The following is a 14918-nucleotide window of genomic DNA, read 5'->3' as shown; positions in this document are numbered from 1 at the left end:
CGCACTCCGGCAGCCCCGGGCGCACGTTCAGCGCGGCGGCCCCGGGGCCGATCAACGCGCGTCCAGCTCCGGCTGGTCGGCGTCGGCGATGGCGTGCTCCTCGTCCACCCATCAGCAGCATCCGAGGATCTGGGCGGCTCCGGCCCACCCGAACGGCGGATCATCAAATCGTCAGCTATGGATTTACGGTAGGCAGGCAGTCAGTCGCCGCTCCGGAAGGACTCTCTATGCCCCAGCCGCTCCGCCGCCGGCTCACCCGCCTCGCGATTGTCGCCACCGCCGCGGCAGCCGTCAGCTTCACAGTCCAGCCGACCCCGGCCGTCGCCGTGCCATTCGATTGGAACGGCTACTTCACGACCTACGAAGAGTGCGAGGCCTACCGCATCCAGGCCAGCTACTGGGGCGAGGTAAGCAACAGCTGCGAGTACCGCACCCTGCCCGACAGCGAATACAACGGCTGGTACTTCCGGGCCTGGCTGCCGGGGTAGGACCACCGGGGCGACCGGATCTGGTGGCGGCAGCGCGGGCCGGGCTCGCGCGTCCCGCCCTGCCGCCACCGAGGCCGTCGACCGCAGCCGGCACACCCGCCGAGCGACCGCCACGACACGGGAGGACGCCCCCGCAATCCTTCCGATGATCTCCCGCGAGGACGCCCAGCCCAGACCACCGCGCCAGGTGGTCGCGCCCCCTGGACACCCGGGCACGAAGCCGTTCCACCTCGCCGATCGGTCACCGCCCGGCAGGCGCCCTCCCACGTGCTTGACCGCTCAACTTTTCGGCGATAGTTTTGATGTCCATCGATCGATATCCCTCGAAGCAGGTGGACCATGCTGTGGAAATCCATCGCCGTCGCCGCGTCCGTCGCAGGCGTGCTGGCCACCGCCCCCGCCGCCTCGGCAGCACCCTCTCAGGTATCAGCCGAAAGCTGGGGAGCCGGCAACTGCCCGCAGGGCATGCTCTGCATCTGGCCGAACTGGAATCACCCGCCGGAGGGCCCCACGGCGACCCCGTCCCTGACGACCAACAGCGAGTGGTCCGGCAACGTCCCGGCGTTCAACTTCTACAACTACACGTCCAAGAAGGCCGAGATCACCTGGTCCTACACGTATCTCGGATCGCCGCTCTCTGGCACGATCTGTGTCTACCCCGGCGGCGACGGGGACCTGTACGTGCCCATGTACGTGACGAAGGTGACCTGGCAGCCGCGCACCTGCTGATCCCGCCGGGGCGCTGACGTCCCGCACCTGAGCCCCGCCCCGCTGTTTCGGCGAAGCAGTCCACGGACGGCCGGACGATCATCGGCGTCACACCACAAAGGGCTGACCCGCTTTCCCGGGGCAGCCCTTTGAACTGCGTCCGAACGCAACCAGTAGCGGCTCCCGCTCGTTCCGTCGTGGCACCGGTCGCCGCCCGCATGCAGTGCCCCGGGCCGGCCGACCACTCGAAGGAGGCTTCGATGCCCAGGTTGAACCCACTGCCGAGGGTGGGCCCGCGGCGGCATGCCTGGCGGGTCGGGTTGGCCACCGGCACGGCGGCGACGATGCTCGCGGGCACTGCGGTGTTCGGCCTGCCGTCGGCCTCGGCAGCGACGGTGGACACGTCGGCCTCGTACGTGTTCGTGAACCGGCACAGCGGCAAGGCGATGGACCTCTACGACTGGTCGACGGCGGAGAACGCGCCGGTGAACCAGTGGACGCGCAACGACCTCGCGGTGCAGCAGTGGCAGTTCGTCGACGCCGGCGGCGGCTTCTACAAGGTGCGGTCGCGGCACAGCGGGAAGGTGCTGGAGTTGCCGAACGCCGCCGACGGCACCCAGTTGGTGCAGACCACCGACCGGGGCTCCGCCACGCAGCAGTTCCGGTTGCAGGACTCCGCCGGCGGGTTCGTGAGGTTCGTCAACCGGCAGTCGAGCAAGGTGATCGACCTGTGGGAGTGGTCGACGGCCGACGGGGGCCGGTTGGCCGGATACTCCAACGTGGACGGGGCCAACCAGCAGTGGCAGCTGGTGCGCCCGGGTGGCGGGACGCCGACCACGCCGCCGGCCTACCCGCAGCCCGGCAGGGTCGCCGGGGACGTCGGCGTCCACGATCCGACCGTGGTCAAGCGGCCCGACGGCACCTACCTCGTCGCGCACACCGGTGACGACATCACACTGAAGACCTCGCCCGACCGGACCACCTTCCGCAACGCCGGCACGGTCTTCCCCGGTGGCGCGCCCTGGACCACCACCTACACCGGCGGCTCACGCAACCTGTGGGCGCCGGACCTGTCGTACCGCAACGGCCGCTACTACCTCTACTACTCGGCGTCGACCTTCGGCTCCAACCGCTCGGCCATCTTCCTGGCCACCAGCACCACCGGCGCGTCCGGAAGCTGGACCAACGAGGGACTGGTCATCGAGTCGCGCACGTCGGACGACTTCAACGCGATCGACCCGAACCTCATCGTCGACGACCAGGGCCGCTGGTGGCTGAGCTTCGGTTCGTTCTGGTCCGGGATCAAGATGATCCAGATCGATCCGGCCACCGGACGCCGGCTCGGCACGTCGATGCACAGCCTCGCCAGCTACGGTCCCGGCATCGAGGCGCCCGTCATGGTCAAGCGTGGTGCCTGGTACTACCTGTACGTCTCGTTCGACCGCTGCTGCCAGGGCGCCAGCAGCACCTACCGCGTCATGGTGGGCCGGTCGGCGAGCCCGACCGGGCCGTTCGTCGACCGGGCCGGACGCGCCATGCTCTCGGGTGGGGGCACCGAGATCCTCGCCTCGCACGGCAGCATCCACGGCCCCGGCCACCAGGCGGTCCTCGGCGACAGCGACGGCGACTGCCTGTTCTACCACTACTACGCCGACAACGGCGCGTCGCTGCTCGGCATCAACCGCATCGGCTACGACGCGGCCGCCTGGCCCTACGTGTACTGACGCGGCAGCCGCCCCCCGGTGCCCGGCGCGGGCCGGCTCCGTCTGCTCGCCCCGAACGTGCTGGGCGTCGGCGGGCCCGCCGGCGAGTCCAGCGCGAGGGTGCCGGCGGGTCCTACGGTGGGCACGGACCGCCGACCGAGGGAGAGACGTTGTCGCCGTCGCACCACCCAGCCCGTTGGAGTGTCGCCGCCCTCGTCCTGAGCCTGGTCGCGGGGCTCCTCGGCTGCACCGCGCCCGGGGCCGAGCGGACGGATCGACCATCCGTGCGGGTCGAGAAGACCCAGGAGAGCCTGCGGCACAGGGTCACGTCGCCCGCCGAGGGCCCGCCGCCAGCCTGGTCGGTGCCGCTCCGGCGGCTCGACCAGGAACTGGGCGAGATCGGTCCGGTGATCCTGGTCCCCGACACGAGGGACCTGCGGGCCGTGGACCGCGCCACCGGCCAGGAACGGTGGCGTCATCCGTTCACCACGGGCTACCAGTATGTGATCGCCGATGAATCGATCGTGGCCGTCGACAGCGACGACGGCGGCATGGAGGTGCTCGACGCGGCCACCGGCGCCACCCGGTGGCGGACGGCGGAGAGCCAGGACGTCGTCGTCCACGAGCAGACCGTCTACGCCAGGGAGTGCGCCGGCACCGGCGGTTCCGCGACGTGCACGATCGTCGGCCGGGACGTGCCGAGCGGCCGCCAACTCTGGGAACGGCCCGCCGACCGGTTCGCCAGGGTGAGCGACGTGACCCTCGGTGCCCGCACGCCGTACGCGCCGGTCAGCGGCCGGTACGTCGCGGTGCGGCTGAGCACGTCCCCCCGGTCAGCCGCCTACGCCCCGGTCGCTCCCACCACCGGTCGGGTCGGCGCCGGACGGCTGCCGAACCGGGCCTGGTACGGCTTCGTGGCCGGGGACCTGCTGGTGACCACCGACAACGACCCTGCGCGGGGTGAACAGCGTTGCACGGTCAGCATCGCCACCGTCAACGCGGCCACCGGAGACAAGGGCTGGTCCGGCGTGGTCTTCAGCGGACGCAGGGAGGACGGCGAGTGCGGCAAGCGGTTGGCCCACCACCACAGCGGGCTGACCCTGATCGGGACCGGCACCCGGCTTGTCGCGGTCACCGCCGACGGACGGCCGCAACTGGTCGACCTGCGCACCGGTCGGACGGTCTGGAAGGGTGCCGCCGCCGGGGTGCCGATCGACGGTGACGACCGGTCGGTGCTGGTGCGGGGCAACGCCGATACGGGTGGGCTGGCGTTGCTGGACCTGTCCACCGGCGTGACCCGCTGGACAGCGCCGGATCCGATGCTGTCGGGCGCGTCGGCGAGCTGGCGGTCGGCGGTGACCGAGGGGCTGGTGGCGGTGAGCGCGGCGGAGGACGACCGGCCGATCGTGCTCGTGTACGAGGCTCGCACCGGCCGTCAGCTCGGCCGCTATCCGGGCTGGCTCGCCGGAGCCGGAGAGGACTGGGTCGCGGTCAGCCACACCGGTCCCGACGGCCTCGCGGTGGACCTGCGCGCCTTCTGACCGAACAGCCGGTGCCGCCCAGCGAACCCACACCGACGCCCGTCGATATTGCCAGGGCCGATCCATACGTGTTGGAATAGCTCATATCGCCGCAGCGCGGGGGCAACCGCGCTGAGCACGGCCAGCACGGGAGCATCGCAGTGTCGGCAGTGCGCCGCTTCGGCGGACGCTCGCCTGTCACCTCGCCGGGCCATCGCCCCGATGAAGGGCACCATGCCGGGCGGGCGCTCCCGCCCGCCACACATGTCCCCGGCAGATGCCCCCGACGGCCGACGCGCCCGACGCCTGGCACTCGGGGGCATCCGATCGGCCCGCCAGCACACCACGAACGGCAACGAGGTGAGAAGCGATCATGGTTTCCCGAGCGAACTTCGCGGGGTGGTATCGCCACCGCCTGGTGTGGGTGGCGGTGATCCTGCTGGCGGTGGCGGCCAGCGCGGTCGCACTCAACCGGGCCGCCGGTCAGGAGGCAGAGCCGGCGGATCTGCAAGCGCAGATCGTGGCGCGGATGCGCACCACGCTCGAACAGGCGGACCCGGGGCAGCACAACCACGCCGGACACACCGTCCAACAGGGCGCCACCGAGGAGAAGCCGCCGGTGATCTGCGGGGTCCGCGTCTACGGCTACGAGCCGGCCGAGGCCACGACGCTCGCCGACGTCCAGAAGGTCTACGGCTTTCACCTCTGCGGAATCGCCGAGCAGAAGCGCCCCTGGGACGTGGCGGTCAAGCTGGCCGGACCCTTGATCATGGACATGTCCACCGAGCCCCTGGGCATCCAGGTCGTCGAGGCGACAGAGGGCGTCAGGTTCATCGACCGGCTGTGGCAGATGTTCCCGGCCAAGTACGCGACGTTGGCGCAGGAGGAGGCGCTGGCCGCCAAGGAGATGGCCGACCTGCGCCGCCGGTACGACGCCGCAGCCGGGCTGTGACCACATCCCGCCGGCGCCGCCCGCGCTGACGTACGCGCTGGCCGCCGCCGGGGACGCGCCCCGTTCGCTGACCAGTCGCACCGACACCCGTGCGGCTGAGCCGGAGGAACCGGGTGACACGCGGTCGCGTGTCACCCGGTGGTGGCCTTACCGAGGCACCCAGGCACTTTCGGGCGTGAACCCTCCGAAGTCCGGCAGGGAGCTGTTGCCAGGGACTTCGAAGGCCCCCCCGGCGCAGTCGTCGTTCATGAACATCGCAGCACTCCGACTGCTGGTGTTGATCGCGGAACGCGCACGGTCTCCCCAACCGGCGTCCACCAGACTTACGCACGTACCGGGCGATACCAGAGAGCTCAGGGTGAGCTGCTCACCGGTGAAGTTGGTGCCCTCGAAGAGGCAGAGCGTGTTAGGGAACGGGCAGGCGTCAACGGCTGGCGTGCTACGTGCGACGGGGTCCGGACTCGCCGTGGCGGGGGCCGAGACGGCACCCAGAAGCGCTGCCAGGAGGCCGAACACCACCAAGGTGTGTGACAGCCGCCGAACGGTCGGTGGAACAGACTGAATCATCATCCCCATACCTTTCTCTGCTCCGACTGGTCTCGATGCCGCACCTTCGGCTGCGGTGGCGCGGACGGATGACGAACCCGGGTCGGGCGGGTTCAAGCCGAGTGAAGACGCGCTGAGGTTGGTCTTCCAACGGAAGGCGGGCGTCATGTCGCTGAGGGACTGCGTTCAGTGTTGTGCGCGGGTGACGCCTGATCGGGTGCGGGACCAACGTCCGAGAAAGTCGAGTCGTCCACTGACGATTGCCGAGGGTAGGAGTAGTACGCTCCGGGCAGCGCGTCTGCGGTGTCGGTAAATCAGGACTTGCACCAATTGCTCCGCAATCATCGCTGCTAGTCGATGTGGTGCCGAGTCGCAACTTTTGTGGATGGTCTTCGGACGGTCGCCTCATCGGGGCTGGGGCGGCGGTCCGACCATCACGGCCCGGGCATCGGTTCGAGTCGATCGATGCGTACACCACGCCGCGGAGCGCCGCCCCGGCCACCTCCAGCCGCCGGCATGTCGGCCCCGTCGTGGTCACCGGGAACGGCCGCTCGGCCGCGTGTACACCAGCTCGGGGGCCCGGGGCGGACCGGGCCCGCCACACGTCGGCACCGGCGGCGGCCCGCATGGCGGTGGCCAGGCGGGGCAACTGCCAGCACTCCCCCGTCATCGGGCAGCCGGCCGCGCAGGTGCAGGTCGCGCAGCCGGCGCAGCGGCGTCACGCCGGTCGGCCAGTGTGCGAGCGACCGGCGGTAGCACTCGGCGGCCAGGTCGGCCCGGCCCAGCTGCCCGTGCACCTGGCCGGCGTCGAACCAGGAGACGTGACCGTACGGGAACTGCAGGTGCGCGGCCCGCAGGTACGTGCCGAACACCCCTGGCGGCCCTGCCGACGTCTTGACGAAAACCTTTTCGGGGGCCAGTCTGGTCGACGAACACGTCAATCGATGCACATCGTTTTCAACCTGGCCGGCACGGCGGTTCGCCCCTCGCCGTCACACCGGCCGAGAGGAGAACCCATGGTTCCACCGATGAACGGCGCCCGGCTGGCGGTCGTCCTGGCCGCTACGCTGGCCACCACCGCCGGTGCGGCGCTCATGGTCACCGGAGCGCAGGCCGCCGCAGCCGGCTGCCGCGTCGACTACCGAGTGACCAGCCAGTGGTCGGGCGGTTTCGGCGCCGACGTGACGGTCACCAACCTCGGCGACCGGGTCGACGGCTGGACGCTCGCCTGGTCCTACACAGCCGGCCAGACGGTTTCGCAGGCGTGGAACGCGAGCGTCAGCCAGAGTGGCAGCCGGGTGACCGCGACGAACGCCTCCTACAACGGTTCCCTGGGCACGGGTGCCGCGACCTCGTTCGGCTTCAACGGCACCTTCTCCGGCACCAACCCGGCGCCCGCCTCGTTCACCCTGAACGGCACGACGTGCACCGGAGCGCCGACGACGCCAACGCCGAGCACGCCTGCGCCGACCACACCGACACCCACTCCCACCTCCGGCCCCACGACGCCACCGCCCACCTCCGGCTGGAACCCGCCGGCGAACCTGGCCGGCCCGCTCAACCAGGTCTGGCAGCACGTGGAGCAGACCTACAACAACGGCAACCCGCTCGGCTTCCGCAACTACGGCTGGGACCAGCTCTTCGCGAACCGGGGCGCGATCAACTACTGCGTCCGGTGGGACTCGTCGGCCACCGTGACGGCCGCCCAACGCGACCAGATCCAGGCCGCATTGGCCCGCCAGTACAAGAAGTGGATCAGCGTGATGGTCGGCCACAACGGCTTCCCCTACACCGACGTGCCGGTGAAGGTGGTGGGCTGGGCGGTGCGGGACCGCAACCAGTTGCAGTGGTCGGACAACTCGGTCGACATCTACGTCAACAACATCCGGGAGAACGCGCCGCAGTGCAGCGAGCCGTGCGGCCGGTACTTCAACCAGAACGGCCAGTACCCGAACTGCCCGGGTGGCGCCGCCCACCACTACGACCACTCGCTCTGGCTGACCGACGGCTTCGCCGGTGGTGCCGGCGGCGACTGGGGGCAACGGATCGGCCGCGAGTACTTCATGGGCAGCCTCGGCAGCGACAACATCCACATCCTGCTGCACGAGATCGGCCACACCTACGGCCTCGACGACTTCTACGACTGGGATCCGCTGCCCGGCCAGGGGTTCATCATGAAGGCCGGCAGCGCCACCACGATCACCGAGTTCGACACCTGGATGTTGCGCGACTGGTGGCGGCACCTCAAGAGCCGGTACGGCTACTGACGAAGGACGGCCAACCGATAGCACCCGAAGGAATCCCTTCCGTCCCGCGGCGGCGGCGCTCGCCGTGGTCCCGGCCGGTGCCGACGTGGCGTCCGGCGGCACCTCGCCGAGCCCGCAGCGCCCGACCGGCAACCCGGCACCCACACCGACCGCGCCGCTTGCCCCGCGACGGCACACCGCCGGGCACGGGAGTACCCGGACCCGCACCGGCCCGCATGGCGCCTTCCTGACCTGCTGTCCGCCGACCGGCCCGACCCCGAGCGGGTCGGGCCGGTCGAGGCCGGACCGTTGCGCACCTCAGGGGCGCGACCGGCAGCCACCCACGGTTCGGCGCACGACACGAAGGCGCCGAGGTCGCCGGCCGGGGTGGTGGAGTCGCCGCCGACCACGCCGCCGAAATGCCGGACGACGCCGCAGCCGGAGGACCGGTTCTGAAGAGGGTTTCGAGAATCCGTTCGCATCACCCACACCGGCCGCTCGCGGGAGTCGTGCTGATCCACGACACCAAAAGGTTTTCGGGCTAGTGCGGACCTTCGGCATGTTGTCGAGCGCAGCAGAAGCAGCCATCGAGCAGCGTGAAGAGTTGACACTTCCCGATCCAGTGATATCTTCCTGAAAAGGTTTTCGGCTCAGGTCGGTAGGGCAGCCGGCAGGGCGAGCCGGTGGTCGACGGCCGGGCGTCGACCACCGGAGGGCGGCCCCCTCCCGCCGCCGCAGGTCACCACCACCCCCACCCCCGTCACGGACCGGATGTCCGACCTGTCACGACGCACCTCCCACCCCGACAACGAAAGGTCTCGGTGAGTACCCATGGACACGTGGGATCCTCCCGGAAAGCCATCCCCCGCCCGGACCCGGCGGCTCGTCGGCGCGGCGCTCGCCACGGTGGTCGTCGCCGCGCTCACCCCGGTGACCGCGAGCCCCGCACAGGCCGCGCAGCCCATCGGCTATCCCACCTTCGGCGGCCCGGCGGTGCCGCCACCGCCGGTCGGGTACACCACCGGCGACATGATGCGGTCCATCTACGACGCGGAGAAGTCGGGCACCGACTTCTGGATCGACCGGCTCCTGTCCCGCTCCGGCGGCAGCGACCCGTCCGACGCGGACGGCGGGATCCTGATGACCCGCGGCCGGGCGCTGTTCATGAAGCAGCACGACCCCGCGGTGATCGGCTTCGGCGGCCGGGTGGCGTACTGGGAGAGCATCAGCGACGCCGCCGCGTACTCGATCGCGCTGAGCCCGGGGACGTTCACCGAGCAGAGCAGCCAGCGCTGGCAGGCACCCAGCCACTTCCGGAGCGTCTACGCCAGCGGCTCGGTGCAGGCCACCGTCACGAAGTTCATCACCGACAACAACGTCGCGGTCACCAACCTCGCCATCCGCAACGGCGGCAGCGCGCCGACCACACTCACCCTGCGGGCCACATCGCCGTACGCCTCGTCGGGCAGCGGCAACGAGCTGACCGGGTCGACCGGGGTGAAGAACGGTCTCACCACACTCACCACCCGGCTCGCCGGAGACGGCTTCGCCGTCTCCGGCGGCGCGCTGACCCGCTCGATCACGATCGCCGCGGGCGCCACCGTGCAGACGAAGGTGGTCATGGGGTTCACCGCGCGGGAGATCCCGCAGTCGGCCACCGACTACGCCAGCTACCGCGACGCCACCCCCGACGCGGCGTTCGCCACGCACGTCCGCGCCTACCACAAGTGGTGGGCCGACAACGTCCCCTACATCGACGTGCCGGAACCGGCGATCAAGAAGAACATCTACTACCGCTGGTGGCTGATGCGCTTCAACAGCCTCGACGCCAACATCCCGGGGCAGACGTTCCAGTTCCCGACGTCGGTCGAAGGCGCGCTGGGATACAACAACGCGATCGCGCTGACCCAGCCGATGCACATCGACGACCTGAAGTACCTGCGCGATCCGAAGTACGCCTACGGCGACTGGCTCTCGGTCGGCCAGGTGTCCCGGGGCGGCCGCTTCGTGGACAACCCCGGTGACCCGGAGAACTGGTCCAACAGCTACACCCAGTACATCGCCGAGGCGGCCTGGCGCAGCTACCAGTTGCACGGCGGCCAACCCGCCATCGCCGCGAGCCTGGCCCGCTACGCCGAGGGCGACGTCAAGGGACAGCTCGGCTACTACGACCGCGACGGCAATGGGATCATCGAGTACGACTGGGGCGCGTTGACCGGCAACGACGCCGACGCGGTCTCGTTCCACTGGCGCTCCGGCAACCTGGACCGGGCCGAGGGCGCATACCAGTACAGCGGCGCGCTGGCCGCCGCCCAGGCGTACGACGCGGTCGGCAACGCCGCGAAGGCCGCCGAGATGCGCACGTTGGCCACCCGGATCCAGAACGCGATCGTCAACGTGCTCTGGAACCCGTCGAACAACCTGCTGGAACACCGGCACGTGGCCACCAACGCCCACGTCCCGTGGAAAGAGATCAACAACTACTACCCGTACGCGGTCGGCCTGATGCCGGCGACGGACCAGTACAAGCAGGCGCTGCGGCTGTTCGCCGACCCGGCGGAGTACCCGATCTTCCCGTTCTACACCGCCAACCAGCGGGACAAGGCCGCCGCAGCAGCCGCGGGCAACCCGGGCAGCAACAACTTCTCCACCATCAACTCGACCGTGCAGTTCCGGCTCTACTCCTCGGTGCTGCGCAAGTACCCCAACCAGTGGATGAGCGCCGAGGACTACAAGAAGCTGCTCTACTGGAACGTCTGGGCGCAGTACGTCAACGGCGACACCCGCTGGCCCGACGCCAACGAGTTCTGGGCCAACTGGAACCCGGGCAGCCAGCGCATCGACTACCGCTCCTGGATCCACCACAACATCCTGGGCAGCAGCAACTGGACCGTGATCGAGGACGTGGCCGGCCTGCGACCGCGCAACGACAACAAGGTGGAGCTGTCGCCCATCGCCATCGGCTGGCCCAACTTCACCGTCAACAACGTCCGCTACCGCAACAGCGACCTGACCATCGTCTGGGACGACCCGGGCGACGGCGTCGTGAAGTACCCCGGCGTCCCCGAGGGCTACTCGATCTACGTCAACGGCAGCCGGGCCGTCACCGTCGACAGGCTGGTCCCGTTCGTCTTCGACCCGGCGGGCGGCACGGTGAGCTTCCCCGGCGCGACCGCCGGCGTCACCTTCAGCACCGCAGTGCCCGGGATGCGGGCGCCCAACCAGGTGGTCCTCAGCGACGCCAGCACGGTGGACCTGCTCGCCAAGGCCGGGGTGGACCTGACCGCCGCCCTGCCCAACCTGGCCGCCGGCGCCACCGTGACGGCATCGACCACCGCGAGCGGCACCAGCGCCACCGCGGCGATCGACGGTTACCCGACCAACGAGCCGTTCTGGGGTGCCGGCGGGTCCAACGCCCAGGACTGGTACGAAATCAACCTCGGCTCGGCGAAGACGGTGGACGAACTACGGCTGTACGTCAAGGACAGCCGGCCGGCCAGCACCACCTACCGACCGCCGGCGTCGTACCAGGTCCAGTACCACGACGGCAGCGGCTGGGTGAACGTCACCTCGCAGGTCGGCACGCCGGCCACGCCGCAGGGCAACTACAACGACGTCAGGTTCACCGCCGTGACCGCCCAGCGGATCCGGGTGCTGCTGACCCATGCGGCCGGCTCCCGGTCGGGCCTGACCGAGGTGCAGGCATACCGCCGGGGCGGCACCACCCCACCCCCACCGGCCGGCAACTCGTACGAGGCCGAGGCGTCCGGCAACACGCTGTCCGGCCAGGCCGCGACGCGGTCGTCGGCCGGCGCGTCGGGCGGCGCGCTGGTCGGTTACGTCGGCAACGGCGCCGGCAACACGGTGCGGTTCAACAACGTCACCGTGGACACGGCCGGCCCTCGCACGGTCACCGTCTCCTACGCCTCGGCAGAGGCGAGGTCGATGCAGATCAGCGTCAACGGCGGCACCGCGGTCACCGTGAACGCACCGGGCAGCGGCGGCTGGGACACCATCGGCACGGTCGCGGCGACCGTGACCCTCGCCGCCGGAACGAACACGCTCACCTTCGGCAACACCGCCGGCTGGGCACCCGACCTCGACCGGATCCAGATCGGCTGACCGCGGTGGGTGGGTGGGGCCACCACCCACCCACCCGCCTCCTCACCCCACCGAAAGGAACGCCATGAAACCGTCCCGGCACCCCCGTCGGCGCACCGGTGGGGCCGCCGCCGCGGCGCTGTTGGTCACCGCGCTCCTGCCCCTGCTATCCGGCACACCCGCCCAGGCCGTCGACGCCTTCGGCACCACCATCGTCAACCAGGCCAACGGAAACTGCGTCGAGGTGCCCGGTGGTGCCGCCACGAACGCACTGCAACTCACCCAGGCCGGCTGCAACGCGGGCACCCGGCAGACCTTCACCGTCACGCCCGTCGCCGGCACGACCGACCGGTACACCGTCACGACCCTCACCGCCGGTAGTTGCGTCGACATCTCCGGCGCGTCCACGGCCGACAACGCGGCGGTCATCCAGTACACCTGCCACGGCGGCGCCAACCAGCAGTTCCGGCTCGCGGCCAACGGCACCGCCGGGACCGTGAACCTGGTCTCCGTCGCCAGCGGCAAGTGCGTCGCCGCGGCCAACGACTCTCCCGCAGCCAACACCGCGCTCGTCCAGCTGCCCTGCACCACCGCCACGAACCGGACCTGGCGGCTCACCGGCTACCCGGGTGGCGGACCGAACCCCGCTCCCCGTACGTACGCCAACCCGATCAAGGCGAACGGGCCCGATCCGTGGCTGACCTACCACGAGGGCTACTACTACCTGGCGACTACGACCTGGAACAACACCGTCACCATGCGGCGGTCCCGGACGCTGGACGGGCTGGCCAGCGCGGCCGACACCGTGCTGTTCACCCTCACCCGGCCCAACGGGGCGGGCACCATGTGGGCCCCCGAGTTCCACCTGCTCGACGGCCCCAACGGCAAGCGCTGGTACCTCTACTACGTCGCCGGCCGCGAACCGTTCGACCTCGGCACCCAACGCATCCACGTGCTGGAGAGCGCCGGCACCGACCCGATGGGGCCGTACACCTTCAAGGCCGACCTGCTGGACCCGACGGCCGACAACACCTGGGAGCTCGACCCCAGCGTCATGCGGCTCAACGGCAAGCTCTACCTGCTCGGCACCTACTACAACGGCGCACAGCCCAACTTCATCCGCGAGCTGAGCAACCCGTGGACCGCCGCCGGCACCCGCCACCTGCTCTCCACCGCCACCTACGGCTGGGAGACCGTCGGCGGCTCGGTCAACGAGGGCGCCGAGGTCCTGCAACGCAACGGCAAGACGTTCATCATCTTCTCGGCCAGTCACTGCAGCACCCCGGACTACAAGCTCGGGATGCTGACCTACAACGGCGGCGATCCGCTCAACTCCTCGTCGTGGGTCAAGTCGCCGCAACCGGTCTTCCAACGCAGTGACGCCAACCGCGTGTACGGGCCCGGGCACAACGGGTTCTTCAAGTCCCCGGACGGCACCGAGGACTGGATCGTCTACCACGCGAACAGCTCGGCCTCCGGCGGCTGCGACATGAACCGGAGCACCCGGGCACAGAAGTTCACCTGGAACGCCGACGGCACACCCAACTTCGGCACCCCGGTCGCCGCCGGGGTCCGGCTGCCGGCCCCGTCCGGCGAGCCGACCGGCTGACCCGACCCATGGGGCACTCGATCATGCGCGACGTCGCGCGGCTGGCGGGGGTGTCGAACCAGACGGTCTCCCGGGTGCTGAACGCGCACCCGCACGTACGGGACGACACCCGCCGCCGGGTGCTGGCGGCGGTGCAGGCGCTGAACTACCGCCGGAACCAGGCGGCCCGCACGCTCGTCACCCGCCGCTCCGGGACGCTGGGGATCATCGCGTACGAAAGCGCCCTGTACGGGCCGACCTCCCTGCTGTACGCGATCGAGGGCGCGGCCCGGTCCGCCGGCTACTTCGTCACCGTCGCGGGGCTGCGTGACCTGGACAGCCGGTCGGTGCGGGACGCTGTCGACCGGCTGCGGCAACAGTCGGTCGAGGGAATCATCGCGATCGCCCCGAAGCCGGTCGTGGCCGACACGCTCGCGCAGGCGGCCGACGACCTGCCGGTCGTCGGGGTGGGCGGCGGACAGGACAAGGCGGTGCCGAGCGTCCAGATCGACAATGCCGCCGGCGCCGGGCTGGCCACCCGGCACCTCCTCGACCTGGGGCACGCCACGGTGCACCACGTGGCGGGTCCGGCCGACTGGCCGGAGGCGACCGAGCGGTCCGACGGATGGCGGGCCGCCCTGCACGCCACCGGTCGCCCGTCCCCCTACGCCACGCCGGGAGCGTGGACCGCCCGGGCCGGCTACGCGCAGGGCCGGGGGCTGGCCCGGGACCGGTCCGTCACGGCGATCTTCTGCGCCAGCGACCAGATCGCCCTGGGGGTGCTCCGCGCCCTGCACGAGGCGGGCCGGCGGGTGCCGGACGAGGTCAGCGTGGTGGGCTTCGACGACATGCCCGACGCGGGTTACTTCCTGCCGCCGCTGACCACCGTCCGGCAGGACTTCGCCGAACTCGGCCGGCGCAGCCTCGACATGCTGCTGGCCCGACTGGTCGCGGCGGGCCCCCAGGCAGCGCCCGAGCGGGTCCTGCTGCTCCCCCGGCTCGTCGTCCGGGGCAGCACGGCGCCGCCGCCGCGCTGAGCCGGGCCGCCGGCCGGCGGGGCCCGACA

At 70.6% G+C, this 14918-nt stretch carries 10 protein-coding genes; 9 read left to right on the top strand and 1 reads right to left on the bottom strand.

Features of this window, described 5'->3' with window-relative positions; all coding sequences use genetic code 11:
* Window positions 1-227 precede the first annotated feature (227 nt).
* The 5 genes from TK50_RS27460 (at window position 228) to TK50_RS27440 (ending at window position 5371) form a co-directional block, all read left to right on the top strand.
* Window positions 228-488 (top strand): hypothetical protein, encoded by a 261-nt coding sequence (locus tag TK50_RS27460; RefSeq protein ID WP_043968300.1) that lies wholly within the window; start codon window positions 228-230, stop codon window positions 486-488.
* Window positions 489-827: 339 nt separating this feature from the next.
* The gene (locus TK50_RS27455) at window positions 828-1217 is read left to right on the top strand and encodes a hypothetical protein (RefSeq protein WP_043968298.1); all 390 of its coding nucleotides are present in this window, start codon (window positions 828-830) and stop codon (window positions 1215-1217) included.
* 239 nt (window positions 1218-1456) lie between these two features.
* Window positions 1457-2920: a family 43 glycosylhydrolase gene (locus tag TK50_RS27450; RefSeq protein ID WP_082106857.1), complete on the top strand. Its 1464-nt coding sequence runs from the start codon at window positions 1457-1459 to the stop codon at window positions 2918-2920.
* Window positions 2921-3183: 263 nt separating this feature from the next.
* Window positions 3184-4440, top strand: a complete 1257-nt coding sequence (locus TK50_RS34245; protein WP_043968297.1) for an outer membrane protein assembly factor BamB family protein — start codon at window positions 3184-3186, stop codon at window positions 4438-4440.
* A 352-nt stretch (window positions 4441-4792) separates the two neighbouring features.
* Window positions 4793-5371, top strand: coding sequence for a hypothetical protein (locus TK50_RS27440; protein WP_043968296.1), 579 nt, complete (start codon window positions 4793-4795; stop codon window positions 5369-5371).
* A gap of 147 nt (window positions 5372-5518) precedes the next feature.
* Here TK50_RS27440 and TK50_RS35765 read toward each other — a convergent pair whose 3' ends face one another.
* Window positions 5519-5938: a peptidase inhibitor family I36 protein gene (locus TK50_RS35765; protein WP_422119969.1), complete on the bottom strand. Its 420-nt coding sequence runs from the start codon at window positions 5936-5938 to the stop codon at window positions 5519-5521.
* 995 nt (window positions 5939-6933) lie between these two features.
* Between TK50_RS35765 and TK50_RS27425 the strand changes: the two genes are divergently transcribed.
* The 4 genes from TK50_RS27425 (at window position 6934) to TK50_RS27410 (ending at window position 14889) form a co-directional block, all read left to right on the top strand.
* Window positions 6934-8184 carry a cellulose-binding domain-containing protein gene (locus TK50_RS27425; RefSeq protein ID WP_043968289.1) on the top strand — a complete coding sequence of 417 codons (1251 nt, stop codon included), beginning with the start codon at window positions 6934-6936 and terminating at the stop codon, window positions 8182-8184.
* An 810-nt stretch (window positions 8185-8994) separates the two neighbouring features.
* On the top strand, window positions 8995-12285 hold the full coding sequence (locus TK50_RS27420) for an MGH1-like glycoside hydrolase domain-containing protein (protein WP_052503957.1): 3291 nt from the start codon (window positions 8995-8997) through the stop codon (window positions 12283-12285).
* Window positions 12286-12349: 64 nt separating this feature from the next.
* Window positions 12350-13873: a family 43 glycosylhydrolase gene (locus TK50_RS27415; protein WP_043968287.1), complete on the top strand. Its 1524-nt coding sequence runs from the start codon at window positions 12350-12352 to the stop codon at window positions 13871-13873.
* Between the two features lie 23 nt (window positions 13874-13896).
* Window positions 13897-14889, top strand: a complete 993-nt coding sequence (locus TK50_RS27410) for a LacI family DNA-binding transcriptional regulator (protein ID WP_199486151.1) — start codon at window positions 13897-13899, stop codon at window positions 14887-14889.
* Window positions 14890-14918 lie beyond the last annotated feature (29 nt).

Source organism: Micromonospora haikouensis, assembly GCF_000876225.1.
GTDB classification, from domain to species: domain Bacteria; phylum Actinomycetota; class Actinomycetes; order Mycobacteriales; family Micromonosporaceae; genus Micromonospora; species Micromonospora haikouensis.
Note: the sequence above shows the minus strand (reverse complement) of the source record. Positions and strands in the feature narration are given on the sequence as shown.